A 16324-nucleotide genomic window follows, 5' to 3' on the forward strand; every position below is an offset into this window, starting at 1 on the left:
TGACTCTTGGCCCGGCCGCCGTGAAAAGCACATCACTTCCGTCGCCCGCGAGAGTCTGAAAAGGTTGTTTGGATAGATACCCACACATTTAACGCCCGTAATTCCGTACCTCGACACTATTCACGACAATGTGGGGGCAACAAGCAGCGCGCGGACGACGGGGGAGTGCGGAGTGGGTGACCGATGCGCCGACGTGAGTTCCTCGCCGGGACGGCGGGCGTCGGCGCGATGGCGCTGGCGGGAACGGGGGCGGGCGCGGGCGTCCCGAACGAACATCCCGGCCCGCCGCGGTTCCTGACCGTCGGCGAGGCAATCGACTACGAGTTGTGGCAGGGCGGCGTCCCGCCGGAACCGGTCCAGCGCGACGACCTCGCGCCCCGGATTCCGAACCCGGACAGCGCACACGGGTCCTACGCCGACGCGCCAGCGGACTCCGCGTACTCCTGGTCGCTCGCCTCGAAGCCCGCCGGAAGCACCGCCACGATAGACGCGGGGACCGACGCCGCGTGGGGCGACCCGGACAACGACGACGACGTCATCGAGTTCGCACCCGACGTGGCGGGCGAGTACCGCCTCCAGTTGCAGGTCGACGGTGGCGCGAAAACCTACGAGCAACTGGTCCGGGCGTTTCCGACCCCCAGCGACGGGTCCACGCCACCCCGGATTCGGCTGGACGGGACCTACGACGCCGGAGCGAACGAGTACACCCTGACAGCGACGCCCGCGGCCGCACCGAACGGGAGCGCCGACGACGACGGCCTCACGGTCGAGATATACCGCGACGACCGGACCAGCGACACCGATTCACAGCGTCGGGTCGCCAGCGGTACCGGAACGACGACCCACACCGTCGACGCCGCCAACGTCACGGGAACCGTCCGATTCCACGCGGTTGCCTACGACGGCACAGACGGGCACAGCGTCGTCGACACACTGCATCTCGACTCGGGGAGCGTCGAGCGGTGGAACGACCCGCCAGAGTGGGTCGAAAACGCCACCGTCTACGAGATATTCACGCGGTCGTGGGCGGGCGACGACGCCCAGCAGACGACCTTCTCGTACCTCGAATCGCGCGTCCCCTACCTCGCCGACGACCTGGGGGTCGACGCGGTGTGGCTGACCCCAATCGTCGCGGCGACGAGCACCGACCCCGGGTACGGCGGTGGCGGCCACCACGGCTACGACACGGAGAACTACTTCGAGACCGCGAGCGACCTCGGAACGCTCGCCGAGTACGAGTCGTTCGTCCAGGCCTGCCACGACAACGGTCTCAAGGTCGTCTTCGACTTGGTCGGCAACCACGTCTCGGACCAGCACGACCTGTACCGGAACGGGGCCGCGACCGACGACCCGTACGGCGACTGGTTCAAGCGCGACGCGAACGGGGACGTCGACGCCTACTTCGGGTGGACGAGTCTGAAGAACCTCGACTACGGCAACCCCGCCGTGCGAGAACACCTCCTCGCCGTCGTCGACCAGTGGGCCCCCATCGTCGACGGGTTCCGCTGTGACGTGGCCTACGGCGTCCCGCACGGCTTCTGGAAGGAGGTCCGCGAGCGAGTCAGGGCAGTCGACACTGACTTCCTCATGCTGGACGAGACGATTCCGGCCTCTCCCGAGTACTCCGAGGGCGAGTTCGGGATGCATTTCGGGACGGCCCTCCACTACACGCTGCGAGACATCGCGCGCGGAGACGCCGCCCCGACAGCACTGCTCGACACCGTCGAGAAACGGCGTGACTCGGGCTTTCCCGACTCGGCGGGCTTCCTGCAGTACCTCGGGAATCACGACGAGGGCCGCTTTCTCGACGTGGGGACCGCGTCACAGCAACGGGCCGCGGCCGCCGCGACGTTCACCCTGCCTGGCACACCGATGGTGTACTACGGCGAAGAGATTCTGCTGAATCGGGGCGGCGAGTACGACGACGAGGCCCGGGAACCGATGCAGTGGAGCGGTCTGTCGACCACCCAGCAGGCGAACCGGCAGTTCTACCGGAACCTCATCGACCTGCGGAGCGGCGAGAACGCGAAGCCATCGCTACAGTCCGACGCCGACTTCCGCCCGGTATACTACGAGAGCGACAGCGCCGACGTGGTCGCCTACGGCCGCGAGACGGGCGGCGACGCCGCCGTCGTCGTCCTCAACTTCGGTGCCGAGAGCGCGTCGGTCGACCTGCGAAGTACGGTGGGGACGACCGACCGAATCTCGGGGAAGGGCGTCGGGTCGACGAGCGACGGGACGACCACCGTCACCGTCGACGACGCCCTCGTCCTCGACGCGACGCCGCCGCTCCTCGGCGACCGACTCGCTCGCTGGCGCGACGAGACGAGCGACGACTACGGCCCTGGAACCTATCGCTACCCGACCGGGAGCGGGGTCTACGACGGCGCGTTCGACCTCACGGGCTTCGAGATATACGACCGCGGCAAGGACTACGTCTTCCTGTTCGAACTCGCGGGCGGCGTTCAGAACCCCGACGGGGCGGGCGCGGGGTTCTCCGCGCAGTTCCCGCAGGTGTACCTCGACACCGGGAGCGGAGCGACCAGTACGGCGGGTCGGCCCGGACTCAACGTCGGGTTCGCGTCGGCGTACGACCGACGCGTCGTCGCCGACGGCTACACCGACGGGAGCGGGGTCACCAACGCCGTCGAAGCGGCCGACGGAAGCGTCGTCTCCGAGTCGGTCACCGCAGCGACCTACCCGAGCATCGGAACCGGCGCAATCGGCGTCACCGCGCCCAAGAGTTCGCTGGGCGACCTGACGGACGCGATGGTCGTGCCGGTCCTACTCGGGAGCGGCGACGGCCCCGGCCGCGTCCGCCCCGTCGACAGAGCACGCTCCACCACCCACTTCGGCGGCGGCGCAGACGACGCGACAGACACGAACGTCCTCGACGCGATACAACCGCGCGGGACCCGGCAGTCCTCCGCGCTGAACGACGGCGGGTCGCTCGAACTGCTCTCCGTGCGCCGCGGGATGCGCCACGCGACGGCGGGCGGCCGACTCCTCGCGGAGTGGGACGACCCGACCGGCGACGACGACGGGCCCGGCGGGTACACCTACCCCACCGACGAGGCGTTCTACGACGGCGCGTTCGACCTGACGAACGTGGCCATCTACGAGACGAGCGAGCGCTACAAGTTCGTGTTCACCGTCGCCGAGGGCTTCGAGAACCCGTTCGGCGGGAGCGGCGGATTCAGCCTCCAGTACCCGCACCTGTACGTCCACGACCCCGAGGGGAGCGGCGGCGCGACGGCGAGTTCCGGCGGCCGGAACGTCACCTTCGAGAGGCCGTTCCACTACCGAATCGCGGCCGACGGCTTCCGCGGCGGCGAAGTCGTCGACGGGGGCGGAACCGAACTGAGCGGTGACGTGAGCGCCACGGCCCACGAGTCCTTCGAAGGTATCGTCGTCGACGCGCCGAAGTCGCCCATCGGCGACATCTCGGAGATGGACGTGGCGCCGCTCCTGTTCGGCGAGGACAGCGGCGGCATCCGAGGCGTGGCCGCCAGCAGCGGCGAGTACACCTTCGGCGGCGGGAGCGACGGCGACACCGACCCGCACGTCGTCGACATGGTGACGCCCGGCGACACCGACCAGTCGGCGGCGCTGTCCTACGACAGCAGGACGCGGGCGACGATACCGTACGTCGCCGTCGACGAGACGGACCCCGTCGTGGCCGCCGTCGCTGGCGACGACGGCGAGATGTCGCTCGCGGACATCGCGGAGGCCCGCGAACACTGGGAATCCGGCGAACCGCTGAACGGCCAGCGAATCGACTATCGGACGCTTCGCCGCCTGTTGGAGGAGCGCTGAATGGTCGAGCACAGCGGAGTCGCGGTCTTCGTCCTCGCCGTCGCGGTCCTCCTCGTCACCGCGCCGCTGGCCGCCGGGACCGGTGCCGCCGGATGGAGCAGTTTCGCGGGCGACGACCAGAACACCGGCACGGCCGCCGGACTGGGAACGCTCGGGGAGACGACCGTCAGCTGGCAGGACTCGCCCGGCGGCGACGTGGTCGGGAGCGCCGTGATACACAAGGGAGAGGCCATCGTCGCCAGCGGGTCCACCGTCGTCGCCAACTCCCTTGACGACGGGACCCGGCAGTGGTCCGCCGACGCGGGCGGGCAGGTGTACGGGTCGCTCGCAGTCGCCCACGGCGTCGTGTTCGCCACGACGGCGGACGGCGTGACGGCGTTCGACGCGACCGACGGGAGCCAGCGGTGGACCCGCTCGCTGTCCGGCGACGTGTTCGGCTCGCCGACTACTCACGAAGGCACCATTTATCTCGGGAGCAACGACGGGACGCTGTACGCCCTGACCACCGAGAGCGGGGCGACGCGGTGGACCTACGACGCCGGGACGGCCCTCTCGACGGGCGCGCCCGCCGTCTCCGACGGCCGCGTCTACGTGGGCGACCGTTCGGGAACGCTCCACGCCGTCGCGGCAGGTAGCGGGACCGGCGACTGGACGCGGTCGGTCGCGGACGAGAAACTCTCCTCGCCCGTTGTCGCCGACGGCGCGGTGTACGTCGGGGCCGCCGACGGCACGGTAGCCGCCGTCGACGCTGGCGAGTCGACCGGCGAGCGGTGGGGGCGGACGCTCGGCGACGCGGTGCTGTACCCGCCGGTCGTGACCGGGGACGAGGTGTACGCCGCGACGGCCGCCGGTGACGTGGTCGCACTCGACGATTCGTCTGGCGGCGCGACGACGTGGACCGCCGAAGTGCCCGCGACGGGCGTCACCGGCGTCTCGCTGGCGCTCCACGGGGACACCCTCGTCGCCGCGACGGACGCCGGTTCGGTCCACGGTATCGACACCGACGGCACCGTCGCGTGGAGTACGGAAGTCGGTGGAACTGCCGTGTCCCCGCCTGCGCTCGCGTCGGGAACCGTCGTCGTCGGGACCGACGACGGCGGCGTGTACGCCCTCACCGGGCGCACGTCCGCGGCGGAGACGGGGACCGGAACGGCGACGACGACAGAGACCGCGACAGCGGCGGCAACCGCGACGGTCACGGCAACCGCGACGGAGACGACGACTGCGACGGCCACCGCAACCGCGACCCCAAGTGAGGATACCGGTGACAGTAGCGACGATAGCGGCAGTAGTAACACCGATAGCGACGACGTTGGTGGCGACGCCGGGGGAGGCGGTGGCTTCGTACCCGCAGGGGACACTGCTGCGTCGACGCCGGCGGCGACCGAGACACCGACGACGACAGCCACGCAGACGCCGACTCCGGCCGTGACGCCGACGGCAGTTCCGACGACAGCGGCGACCGAAGCGGTCACTACGGTGACGGAGACGGCCACGGCGACGCCGACGGCCACCGTCGTCCGGACCGTCGCCACGACGCAGTCGGCCGAATCAACCACCGTGGAACCCACCGCACGCGAGACGACGACGCCCACTCCGGCACCGCCGACCACCGCCGCCGACGGTCCCGGATTCACCGTCGGCGCGGCACTGCTCGCCGTTCTCCTGAGTCTCGCATTCGCCGGGCGGCGTTAGCTCACCACGGTTCGTTCTTCAGGCCCGCGACGTAGGCGACGACGTTCGTCACGACGTGTAACAGTGGCGTGACGACTAGAATCGCGACCAGCACCGGAAGCGTGAACGTCTGCACGAACCACGCCGGCGCGAGGACGAACGCGCAGGCCAGCGCCCCGACGACGAAGTCCAGTTGGTCGAGGCCGGGGAAGGCCGCGCCGCGTTCGCGGCCGCTCCGTCGCTTGAGGAACGACGCGCCGATGTCACCGAGCATCGCCCCGAACGCCAGTCCGACCCCCGCCAACAGCGGAAACTCGGAAAGCGGACGGCCGACGACGCCGCTCGCGACGCCAGCGACGGCCGACAGGCCCACCGCCACGGCCGTCCCGGCGAGCGTCCCGGCGAGCGTCCCGCGCCACGTCTTGCCGTCGCCGAGGACGCGACGCCCGCCCATCGTCCGGCCGCCGTCTATCGGTCGACCGCCGCCAGCCAGTACGGCCGCGTTGTTGGGCACGTACGCAGGTAGCATCACCCAGATAGCCGTCACGAGGACCCCAAATACGTCCATATCCGCCGCCTCACGCGCCGACGGCTTAATCGGTGTGGCTTCCGGCGGACACAGCGACGGACAGCGTATACTCGGAGCAACCTTCTTGCCGCACGGACGGCAAATATTACCTATGTTGCCGCCAGTCGCCAGTCGGTTCGTCGCCGGTGAGTCAGCCGCGACGGTCCTCGAACACGCCCGACAGTGCAACGAGGACGGTATCGGCGTCATCTGCAACCGACTCGGCGAACACTACCACGACCGCGCCCCCGCCGACGCCGACGCGGCGGCCTACGAGCGACTCGCCGCCGACATCGGCGCGAGCGACCTTCGCGCGTGTCTCTCGGTCAAACCCTCCCAGTTGGGCCTCCTCGTCGACGAGGACGTGTTTCGCGAGAACCTCGCGCGGGTGGTCGCGGCCGGGGCCGACCACGGCGTCTTCGTCTGGATGGATATGGAGGACCACACGACGACGGACCCGACGCTGGACGCGTTCGAGCACCACGCCCGCGAACGGGGTGGCGGCGTCGGCCTCTGTCTGCAGGCGAACCTCCGTCGAACGGCCGACGACCTGCGACGACTGGCCGACTGCCCCGGTAAGGTCCGACTCGTCAAGGGAGCGTACGACCCGCCGAACGACATCGCGTACCCCACCCAGTCGCGGGTGAACGAGGCGTACCGCGCCGACCTCGAATACGTGTTCCGCGAGTACGACGGCGGCATCGCCGTCGGCAGCCACGACCCCGAGATGCTGACGCTGGCGGCCGACCTCCACACGAAGTACGGGACGCCCTACGAGGTCCAGATGCTCATGGGCGTGCGCGAGACTGCCCAGCGCGACCTCGCGAGCGTCTGCGACGTGTGGCAGTACGCGCCCTACGGGTCGTCGTGGCCAGCCTACTTCTGGCGACGGGTCCTCGAACGGAAGGAGAACGCCCTGTTCGCGCTTCGGGCGCTCGCCAGCGGGTGAAAAGGGAAGGGCTGATAATCCGTCGCCGTCAGGACTCGGTATGGCCTCGTCCTCGTCGTGGAAGCGGGACTTCGCGAGCGGCCTCATCATCCTGTTGCCCTTCATCGTCACCCTCTACGTCATCGTCTACCTCTACGGCATTCTGGCGTCTGCGGCGTTTTTCATCCCGGCCATCGACTCCGAACTGCTGATGACCCTCGGCGTGCCAGCGGAGTTCGCCACCGCCCGCACCGTCGAGTTCGCGCGAGTGTTCATCGCCCTAATTCTGTTCATCCTCATCGTCTTCTCCGTCGGGTACCTGATGCGGACGGCGTTCGGCGACTTCGTCGAACGTACCCTCGACGACGCGATGAACCAAGTGCCCGGCCTCCGCGTGGTGTACAACGCCTCGAAAATGGCGGTCGAAACCGCCGTCTCGGGCACCGAAGAACTCCAGAAACCCGTCAAACTCGAAGTGTGGGACGGCCTCCGCATGACGGCGTTCAAAACCGGACAGACCACCGACGACGGCCGCGAAGTCCTCTTCCTGCCGACGGCCCCGAACATCACCACCGGCTACGTCATCGAAGTGAAACCGGACGACTACGAGGAGACGGACGAACGGGTCGAAGAAGCCCTGACGCGCATCCTGAGCGCCGGATTCGGCGACAACAACAAAGGCGAACAGCCGATTCCCATCGGCGGCGACGAGGATTAGGTCAGACGTAGCGGAACCACTCTTCGCGCTCGCCGGCCTCCAGTAAGTCGAAGAAGGCCGTCTGGAGTTCGTCGGTCACCGGTCCCTTCGTTCCGGCCCCGATTTCGTTGTCGTCGACGCTCCGAATCGGCGTCACCTCGGCGGCCGTGCCCGTGAAGAACAGTTCGTCGGCAGTGTACAGTTCGCCCCGCGAGATTGTCGCCTCGTCGTGGACGGTGTAGCCGCGCTCCTCGGCGAGTTCGATGGCCGTCTGTCGGGTAATCCCATCGAGGATGGATTCGGCGAGGCCGGTGGTGTAAATCTCGCCGTCGCGGACGAGGAAGATGTTTTCGCCCGGCCCCTCGGCGACGTTGCCCTCCTTGTTGAGGACGATGGCCTCGGTGTAGCCGTTGCTCTTCGCCTCCAGCGACGCGAGGACGCTGTTGACGTACGTGCCGGTGGTCTTGGCGTTGGTCGGAATCTGGCTGGAGGCGTACTTTCGCCACGAGGAGACGGCCACGTCCACACCGTCCTCCAAGGCCTCTTCGCCGAGATACGCGCCCCACGGCCAGACGGCGAGGCCGACCTGCACCGGAGACTGGCCGGGGTTCAGACCGAGCGGTCCGTAGCCGTAGAAGGCGATTGGGCGGATGTAACAGGACTGCAAGCCCTCGCGGCGGATGAGTTCCTCCGTCGCCTCGGTGAGTTCGTCTTTCTCGAAGGGAATCTCGATGTCGTAGACTTCGGCGGAGTCGTAGAAGCGGTCTAAGTGTTCTTCCCAGCGGAAGATGGCCGGACCTTCCGCCGTCTCGTAGCACCGGACGCCCTCGAAGACGCCCGTGCCGTAGTGCAGCGCGTGGGTCAGGAGGTGGACCTGTGCGTCCTCGAAGTCGACGAACTCGCCGTCGAGCCAAATCTCGTCGACGCCCTCGAACATCTCGGGACGGCCGCGCTCGCTCATCGTCCCCACCGCCCTGCCGTTGCGTGACTGGCGTCGATACCGACGGGTGCCTCGTCGTGTGTCATATCTACCCCATTGAAGTCCTTCGTTAAGAGTGTTGACGGTCCGTGGCGGCGGTTCACACTCCCGCCGCCACGGAGGCGCGATGCAGCAGGGTGGCGATAGCGTACTCGCCGACAGTCCACGAGTCAGTCGTCATCATCTTCGTCTTCGTCTCCATCGTCGCTGTCGTCATCATCTTCGTCTTCGTCTCCATCGTCGCTGTCGTCATCATCTTCGTCTTCGTCTCCATCGTCGCTGTCGTCATCATCTTCGTCTTCGTCTCCATCGTCGCTGTCGTCATCATCTTCGCCTTCGTCATCGTCGTCACTGTCGTCATCATCTTCGTCTGCCTCCCCATCGTCGTCGTCCGAATCGGTATCGCCGTCGCCGTCGTCACGTTCGTCGCCTTCGTCGTCGGACTCCTCCGACGGTTCGACGACGAATATTCCCTCCTCGTTCTCGTCCCCGGGCGTCTGCGCCTCCGCCCCGTCGTCAGTCGCGAACGGGTCGGCCGCCGACTCGCCGCTCTCGTTGGTCAGGAGCGCCTGACAGGAGGCCGTCGAAATCGTCAGCGACGCGTTGCGGTCCAGCGCCGTGCGGTCGTAGCGCTCGACGCCGTTGCCGGACGCGTTCGAGAGCAGTTGCCACCGGTCGACGCGGCCGTCGTAGTACCGCCCGAACAGCGCGGCCCGTTCGTTGAACGCCGGGTCGACCGTGACGGTGAACTCGTCGCCGAGGCCGGTGTAGACGCCGCCGTCAGTCGCGCCGTCCTGCCACGTCCAGTCGACGCGGGCCTCGCTCCCGTTGGTCGCCCAGCGGTCGTTGTTCCCCGGCGCGCGGTACTGGTCGTCTCTGACCGTCCACGTGCCGTTTTCGGGGAGGCCGCTGATGGCGAACGAGGCGGCCCCGCCGGTGGAGTTGGCGTTGCCCTCGTTCCCGTGGACGAAGACGACGCTCAGCGTGTCGTCCGCGCGCGTGGCCGTCCCGTTCGTGTCCGCGTAGAGGAACGCGAGACTCGTGTTCGCTCGCTGAAGGTCGGTCGTCCCTTCGGACCCGTAGGCCGACCCCGTCGTGTTGACGGAGGGATTGTCGGGGAAGGGGTTGCGGTAGTCGTAGAAGCGAAGCGCCGATTCGTCGCCGGTGACGGGCGTCACCTGCCCACAGCGGTCGCCGTTGACCGCAGTGTAGGTGGGCGTCTCGGCCGCCGTCTGCGGAGCGGCGACGCCGACCAACAGCGCCGTCGTGAGGGCCACGGCGACGACGAGAGCACCGAGTCGGACGACGCCGCCCCGGAGCGACGGAGAGTCGAACGTCATACCGGCCACAATCAGGAATTGACGTTTGTTATGGCGGGCGTATCGCGACGCCCGCGCGGACGGTCCTCGGTAGGCCAACCGTTGTCGGCGGGTTTCGTCCGCCCGCGCTCGGAATCCCGTTCAGGCGCTCCCGACCCTCACTCGGTCTCGTTCGCCGATTCGTTGGCTGGCGTCTCCGTCGCCGGGACGCTCTCGGGGTCGAGGATGTCGCTCTCGTTTTCGGTGCCGGTCTCCGCTGCGGTTTCCGTCTCGGTCGGCGTCGCCGACGGCGTCGACGTGCCGTTCTCGGCCGACTCGTTCGGGTTCGATTCGTTCTCGCTCGGCGTGCCGAAGAGGTCCGACTCGTTCACCGAGAGACCGTCGGCATCCGTCTGCTGACTGGCGTTCCCGCGCAGGTCCGCGCAGGACTGCGTAGTGATGACCATCGGTTCGGTCATGTTGAGTTGCGTGCGCGTCACGTCGGCGCTCTCGTTTTCGGTCGCGTTCGACACCACTTCCCAGCGGTCGACCGTGCCGTTGAAGTACTGGCCGAACAGCGCCGCTCGCTCGTTGAACGCCGGGCGAACGGTGACGGTGGCGTTGTCGGTCATGCCTTCGTACGCGCCGCCGTCGGTGGCGGCGTCGCCCCACGTCCAGTCGACGCGACTCCGGTTGGCGTCGACGAACCACGCGTCGTAGTTCGACTCACCCTCGTAGTCGTCGTCTCTGACGGCCCACGTCCCGTTCTCGGGGAGGCCGGTGATGTTGAACGAGGCTGACCCGCCCGCGGACGCGTCGTTACCCTCGTTGCCGTGGACGAACACGAGGCTCAGCGTGTCGTCGGCGGTGTCGGCCGTCCCGTTCGTGTCCGCGTACAGGAACACGATGCTCGTGTTGGCCCGCTGGAGGTCGGTCGTCCCCTCAGAGCCGTAGGCTTCCCCCGTCGTGTTGGCGTAGGGGTTGTCCGGAATCGGGATGCGGTAATCGTAGAACGTCCGGACGGACTCGTTGCCCCGAATCGGTGCCATCGGTGTACACTGCTCGCCCTGTACCGCGACGTAGGACTGGTTTCCGGCGACTTGGCTGGCGTTGCCCGCCTGATTGCCAGAGGTCTGTGCGCCGACGACGCCGGAGAACGGGACGGCGACGACGGCGAGGACGATTGCTATCGTCGCGAGTCGCCGTCCCGGACCAGCGTCCGAGTTGGAAGTCGATTCCATATCGGCCCACCGCTCCTGAGAGCGCATTTGTTATACCGAGGGTAGCGAAGCGTAAGCCCGGAGAACCCGACGGAGCGAACGCGAAAGCCCGACTTATCCGATTCAGCGGAGCGCAGAAACGAGACTCGCGCCCTCGACGTACACCAGTCCCTGCCGGTCGGCGTACGACCGGGCGGCCGCCGGGGAGAGCGCGGCCCCGGTTTCGTCGTCGAGCATCTCGCAGACGACGGCGGCGGGCGGTTGGTCGGCCGCGGCGGCGAGGGCGACACCGAACTCGGTGTGGCCCTCGCGGTCGGCCAAGAGGTCCGGCGCGGCCCGGAGCAAGTGGACGTGGCCGGGCGAGCGGAAGTCGGCGGCGAACGCCTCGGAGTCCGGGTCGGCGGCGGCCGCGCCGAGTTCGCGGATGGTCAGCGCGCGGTCCTCGTCGGTGATACCGGTGAACGTCTCGCGGTGGTTCACCGTAATCGAGAACGAGGAGCGCTCGTCGTAGCCGAGTTCGTGGTCGGCCGCCGTCGGGTGTTCGAGCACCTCCTGCATGAACGGGAGTTCGAGTTCGTCGGCGACGGCGTCCGAGAGAGCGAGACAGACGAGGCCGCCCGCGTCGTTGCGCATCCGAGCGACGGCCCCGGCGTCGACGCTCGCCGCGGGGTAGACGATGTCCGTCTCGCCCTCGCGGTCGGCGGCGTCGTGAATCAACACGGGTTCGCCGCGGGCGAAAGCGGCGACGGCGTCGGCCTTCGCCTCACTCCGAGACATGGACAGTCACCTCGTCGCCGTCTGCCAGTTCGAGCACGTCGCGGAGTTTCTCCGGTGCGATGACCTCCAGTTGTTCCTCGCCGTGGTGGGTCCGTTCGGGCGCGATGACGTGGGCGGGTTCGTACTCGCCGTCGCCGCTCTCGACGGACACCGGGTAGCAGTACGCCGGGCCGTAGGTGCGTTCGTCGTCCTCCCAGCCCTCGATGGTGACCGGTTCCAGCGCGCCGAGTCGCGCGCGCTTACGGACGCTGTCCTCGGTGAGTTCGACGTTCAACGTTCCCGCGTAGGGTTCGTACCCCAGTCGGTCGATGAACTGCTCCATGTAGCCCGGAAGCGTGATGTAGTGTCGCCCCTCGCCCATGCCCGAGGTGACGATGCCGCGCAGGTCGACGCTGGCGTCGGTCTCGAAGATACGACGGTAGTCAGCGTATTCGGACTGCAGTCGGTGTTCGCCAGCCGCGGTGATGCGGACGTCCTGCCCGTCGCTGACCATCGTCCGTTCGAGGAGTCCGGCGTCGTCGAGGCGCTGGAGGCGTCGGGACGCCGTCTGGTTCGACGCGTCCAGTCGCGCTGCCAACTCCCCGCAGGAGACGCGGGTCGGTTCGTCCAACGCCCCGTCGAGCGCGAGCAGTTTCAGCGTCGCGAGTTCGTCGCGACCCACCGCCTGTCCCGTTGACTCAGCCATGGGCCGACCTATGCGGCCGATTCGGATAAGCATACCGAACGTGAGATGCATTCCAGAACTGGAACGGTGGAGAACGGAGCGGCAGTTGTTCCGTATCGTCCCTGCGGACGCCAGCGGTGTCAGTCTTTGCGTTTCCGACTGTAGACAGGTGATGCCCATCGATAGCGCCGTATTTCGTCCGATATTCAGATATTGTCGAGCTTAGTTCATATCTAACGCCATATTTGACATAGATAGTAATAAAGAACGCCAATATGTCCACATATATCGGTTGAGCTTGTTTTTATATCTGTGAAATCGCCATCAAACATGCAGATATGCATATATGGAGGTAGTAAATAGGGAGATTTTACAGTCGCGTACAGAACTCGCACATTCCCGAGTAGGTTGTGCCGAAATACACACATCACGAACTCAATGGAGGCAGACTATTCCAGCGGCGAACGGTCCGCTCGACTGCAGAACTATGGCCCTCGACAGCATCTGTTCACACGTGGCGACGCCGACCTTCGGGTACATCGTCGCCGCAGGCCTCGAACAGGCAATTCACTACGTCGAGTCGGTGTGGTTCGACGCGGCCGTGTTCGCGTATCTGGTCGACCGCGACGGCGGTAATCGGCGGCCACCGGCGAGCGCGTAGTTGCAGGAACGCTAACATATCGTGTGGTCGTACCTCCGGTATGGCATCGACAGACACGCTCGTCTCGATACCGGTCGACGGCGTCGAACTCGAAGGCGAACTCGTGATTCCACCCGAAGCCAGGGGTATCGTCGTCTTCGCCCACGGAAGCGGGAGCAGTCGAAAGAGCCCCCGCAACACCTTCGTCGCGGAGGTGTTGGCGCGACACGGCCTCGGGACGCTCCTGTTCGACCTGCTGACCGAGGCGGAGGATCAGACCCGCGAGACCCGCTTCGACATCGACCTGCTCACCGAGCGACTGCTCGCGGCGACGGAGTGGCTTCGTGAGCGACCCGACACCGAAACCCTGTCCCTCGGCTACTTCGGCGCGAGTACCGGCGCGGCCGCGGCGCTCCGGGCCGCCGCCCGGCGCGACGACGTGGCCGCCGTCGTCTCGCGAGGTGGCCGGGTCGACCTCGCGAGCGAGCAGTTGCCCGCGGTGGCCGCCGCGACGCTGTTCGTCGTCGGCGGCGCGGACACGCAGGTGCTGGCGCTCAACCGCGAGGCGTACGCGGCGTTGTCCGGACCGAAGGACCTGCAGGTCGTCGCGGGGGCGGGCCACCTCTTCGACGGCCCCGGTGAACTGGAAGCGGTGGCCGACCTCGCGGCGTCGTGGTTCGAGCGCCAGCTGGGGTGAGAGCCTTCCAGAGACCGGTCGGATGGCCCAATCGTTCTTGATGCGTGCCCGCGTAGGGACAGGTATGGCAGCGAGCGACAGAACGCAACTCCGGCGCGTCCGCGAACAACTCGACGGCTGGACTTACGCGGCACGCGACAGCGCCTACGCCGACCTCTTCGAGGGGGCGTCCGCGGTACTGACCGACGAGGAACTCGCCCTCCTCGACAGAATCGACGCCGACATGGTCCGGCGGACCGGCGACGGCCTCTGGAACGCCGACGAGTACGGCATCGTCACCGCGGGCGGTGCCGACGACGGTCCCGCCGTCGTCTGTATCGCCCATCCGGAGATTCCCTACGACGGCTATCGCGGCGAGGAGAGCCTGGACGAACCGACCCGCGAGCAACTCAACGACGTGCTCTGGGACTACGCCGAGCGAGTGACGCGCTACCTCCAGACCGAACTCGACGCGTTCTTCGATCAGATGGAGCGGGGCTGAGGCGGTTCTGGAACCGCTGTCGCCGGGCGAGGAACTGTCAGCGACGCGGTCCACTCGCCGACCATGACGGACCTCCCCGACCCGAAGTTCGTCGGCTTGGAGGGCGAGTACTATCACGCGCGCTTTCGCGACCCTGACGAGTTCAGCGAGATTCGGACGCCCGATTGGGCCACGAACGTCGCCACGGACGGCGCCCCGGGGAGCAAAATCCGCACCGGGCGACGGAGCGGGAGCGACGAGTGGGTCCTCCGATCGGTCCTGATTCCGAACGCCGCCGGGAGACCGAACGCACGGTCGCAGGCCCGGACCATCCTCGGAAAATCGAGACGTGACTCACCGCGAGACGGCGGGATGGGGTGACGCCTCGACCACCGCCGGACCGTCCTCACCGCCGACGATTCCGATATCCGCACCGAACCGCCGTAACACGTCGAGATTGGTCCGCACGTGCGACGTGACCCGTGGGACGCGGAGGCGGCCGCCCGCCAGCGCGAGGAACACGAGCAACTGGTCGCCCATGTGCTCGTCGACCGGCGCGCCGTTCTCGTGGGCCGTCAGAAATCGGTCGACCGCCCCGTCGGCGACGGCCTCCGACGTGCGGCCGCGTTCGCCGAGCGCGTCGACGCCGAGACGCGTTCCCTCGTAGACGCCACAGAGCAGGAGCGACGACCCCGCCGAGTGCGTCTCGGCGTACTCGACGGCGCGGACCTCGGCCGAGAAACCGGCGGCGGCGAGGCGGTCGCTCGCCTGCGTCGCCTGTCGGGCGGCCACCGAGCGGTCTTCGAGGACCGCCGCGGCCTTCGAGTAGATGTCGACCCGGTCCAGTGCGCCGCGGTCGGTGAGTTCGACCGGTGCGAGCGACGAGTCGCCGGTACTGAGCGTCGCCCGCCCGCCGCCAGCGGGGTAATAACCCGTTCGGCCGAGCGAAATCCGGGCGTCGACGCCGAAACGAGCGAGCAGTGGCAGTTTCACGTGGCGGTAGTACGCGACGGTCGGTGCCCACTTCACGTCGGTCCCGCCGGTCGCGGTGAGCGCGTACGGGCCGTCGTCGAGGACCGCAATCGGTAACAGCGTATCGAACAGGAGCGTCACGCTGCCCGCCGTCGCCACGGCCGCCGTCAGTGTTCGCGTGCGCGACGCGCCAGGTCGGAACGTCAGCGTCGGCGACCCGAGTTCGGCACCGCGAACCGTGGCCTCACAGCACTCGGCGGCGAGCGTCACGGCCGCGAGGTGCTGTGGCCGGAGGCCCGGCGTCGGCCGCGCGCCGCGAACGTGGTCGATGCGAAACGGCGTGTCCGTGACGACGGCCAGACTCAGCGCGGTTCGGAGGAGTTGCCCGCCGCCTTCGGTTCCGTCGATGCGGAGCGTCACGAGTCGCGTGCCGGTTGGGCCGGGACGCACCTATAGCTAGCCCGTCTGGCGGAAAGCGGCGGTACCCGCGACGGACGACGCCGATACGACGGGGTTACCGCGACGGTATCGGCCCTATTACGATAACACGCGTACGTCCGTTAGGTTTCGATAGGATGCCGTTACCGTCGCGACCACCCACCGCGCTCAGTCGTACTCCATCCGCTGTAGGTCGTACCGGTAGGTCCGTCCGTCCGTCTTGACCACCAGACGGTAGCCCTCCGCCGTCTGTTCGAGCCTATCGAAGTGGTGGCCGAGGTTCCCCGGATTGAGTGACGGCGACTGCTCGTCGAGGCCGAAAAACAGCGTCGCCGTCGGGTGGCGCACCTCGTCGACCTGTCGCACTTCGACAGCGAGGAGCGTCCCCCGGTCCCGAATATCGACGTTCCCCGTGAGTTCCCACGTGTGGTCGCGGTACCGCACCTGCTTCTTGCCGAGTTCGGCTAACTGTGTCTCGACCATACACCTGACTTAT

Annotated in this window: 16 protein-coding genes; 8 read left to right on the forward strand and 8 right to left on the reverse strand. The window is 67.6% G+C overall.

All coding sequences use genetic code 11. The features are described 5' to 3' along the window. Positions 1-183: 183 nt before the first annotated feature. Together NJQ44_RS16890 and NJQ44_RS16895 are read left to right on the forward strand one after the other, a co-directional pair. Positions 184-3816 carry a glucodextranase DOMON-like domain-containing protein gene (locus NJQ44_RS16890; RefSeq protein ID WP_254272502.1) on the forward strand — a complete coding sequence of 1211 codons (3633 nt, stop codon included), beginning with the start codon at positions 184-186 and terminating at the stop codon, positions 3814-3816. Beyond that, complete coding sequence (locus tag NJQ44_RS16895; RefSeq protein ID WP_254272503.1) at positions 3817-5511, forward strand: outer membrane protein assembly factor BamB family protein; 1695 nt, start codon at positions 3817-3819, stop codon at positions 5509-5511. Position 5512: 1 nt separating this feature from the next. Here the strand turns inward: NJQ44_RS16895 and NJQ44_RS16900 are convergent, their stop codons facing one another. Next, positions 5513-6058, reverse strand: a complete 546-nt coding sequence (locus tag NJQ44_RS16900; protein ID WP_254272504.1) for a CDP-2,3-bis-(O-geranylgeranyl)-sn-glycerol synthase — start codon at positions 6056-6058, stop codon at positions 5513-5515. 112 nt (positions 6059-6170) lie between these two features. On the opposite strand from NJQ44_RS16900, the gene NJQ44_RS16905 reads away from it, so the two are divergent. Together NJQ44_RS16905 and NJQ44_RS16910 are read left to right on the forward strand one after the other, a co-directional pair. After that, positions 6171-7007: a proline dehydrogenase family protein gene (locus tag NJQ44_RS16905; RefSeq protein WP_254272505.1), complete on the forward strand. Its 837-nt coding sequence runs from the start codon at positions 6171-6173 to the stop codon at positions 7005-7007. 40 nt (positions 7008-7047) lie between these two features. Continuing rightward, entirely contained in the window at positions 7048-7704 is a 657-nt protein-coding gene (locus tag NJQ44_RS16910) for a DUF502 domain-containing protein (RefSeq protein ID WP_254272506.1), read from the forward strand. Between the two features lies 1 nt (position 7705). Here the strand turns inward: NJQ44_RS16910 and NJQ44_RS16915 are convergent, their stop codons facing one another. The 5 genes from NJQ44_RS16915 to NJQ44_RS16935 form a co-directional block, all read right to left on the reverse strand. Next, positions 7706-8644, reverse strand: a complete 939-nt coding sequence (locus NJQ44_RS16915; RefSeq protein WP_254272507.1) for a branched-chain amino acid transaminase — start codon at positions 8642-8644, stop codon at positions 7706-7708. Positions 8645-8832: 188 nt separating this feature from the next. After that, complete coding sequence (locus NJQ44_RS16920; protein ID WP_254272508.1) at positions 8833-10002, reverse strand: hypothetical protein; 1170 nt, start codon at positions 10000-10002, stop codon at positions 8833-8835. A gap of 137 nt (positions 10003-10139) precedes the next feature. Then, the gene (locus NJQ44_RS16925) at positions 10140-11201 is read right to left on the reverse strand and encodes a hypothetical protein (RefSeq protein WP_254272509.1); all 1062 of its coding nucleotides are present in this window, start codon (positions 11199-11201) and stop codon (positions 10140-10142) included. Between the two features lie 102 nt (positions 11202-11303). Beyond that, on the reverse strand, positions 11304-11957 hold the full coding sequence (ribB, locus tag NJQ44_RS16930) for a 3,4-dihydroxy-2-butanone-4-phosphate synthase (RefSeq protein WP_254272510.1): 654 nt from the start codon (positions 11955-11957) through the stop codon (positions 11304-11306). Beyond that, positions 11944-12642: a DUF120 domain-containing protein gene (locus NJQ44_RS16935; RefSeq protein WP_254272511.1), complete on the reverse strand. Its 699-nt coding sequence runs from the start codon at positions 12640-12642 to the stop codon at positions 11944-11946. The genes ribB and NJQ44_RS16935 overlap by 14 nt, the downstream gene beginning before the upstream one ends. Before the next feature lie 466 nt (positions 12643-13108). Between NJQ44_RS16935 and NJQ44_RS16940 the strand changes: the two genes are divergently transcribed. The 4 genes from NJQ44_RS16940 to NJQ44_RS16955 all read left to right on the forward strand — a co-directional run bounded on the left by NJQ44_RS16940 (position 13109) and on the right by NJQ44_RS16955 (position 14799). Further along, positions 13109-13282 (forward strand): hypothetical protein, encoded by a 174-nt coding sequence (locus NJQ44_RS16940; protein WP_254272512.1) that lies wholly within the window; start codon positions 13109-13111, stop codon positions 13280-13282. 40 nt (positions 13283-13322) lie between these two features. Further along, positions 13323-13958 carry a dienelactone hydrolase family protein gene (locus NJQ44_RS16945; protein ID WP_254272513.1) on the forward strand — a complete coding sequence of 212 codons (636 nt, stop codon included), beginning with the start codon at positions 13323-13325 and terminating at the stop codon, positions 13956-13958. 64 nt (positions 13959-14022) lie between these two features. Then, complete coding sequence (locus NJQ44_RS16950) at positions 14023-14439, forward strand: DUF7539 family protein (protein ID WP_254272514.1); 417 nt, start codon at positions 14023-14025, stop codon at positions 14437-14439. Positions 14440-14502: 63 nt separating this feature from the next. Beyond that, positions 14503-14799, forward strand: coding sequence for a hypothetical protein (locus NJQ44_RS16955; protein WP_254272515.1), 297 nt, complete (start codon positions 14503-14505; stop codon positions 14797-14799). On the opposite strand, the gene rtcA is transcribed toward NJQ44_RS16955, so the two are convergent. Together rtcA and NJQ44_RS16965 are read right to left on the reverse strand one after the other, a co-directional pair. Continuing rightward, complete coding sequence (gene rtcA / locus NJQ44_RS16960; RefSeq protein WP_254272516.1) at positions 14773-15840, reverse strand: RNA 3'-terminal phosphate cyclase; 1068 nt, start codon at positions 15838-15840, stop codon at positions 14773-14775. The genes NJQ44_RS16955 and rtcA overlap by 27 nt on opposite strands. 156 nt (positions 15841-15996) lie before the next feature. After that, positions 15997-16311 carry a hypothetical protein gene (locus NJQ44_RS16965; protein WP_254272517.1) on the reverse strand — a complete coding sequence of 105 codons (315 nt, stop codon included), beginning with the start codon at positions 16309-16311 and terminating at the stop codon, positions 15997-15999. Positions 16312-16324: the final 13 nt, after the last annotated feature.

Source organism: Haloarcula marina, assembly GCF_024218775.1.
GTDB lineage: Archaea > Halobacteriota > Halobacteria > Halobacteriales > Haloarculaceae > Haloarcula > Haloarcula marina.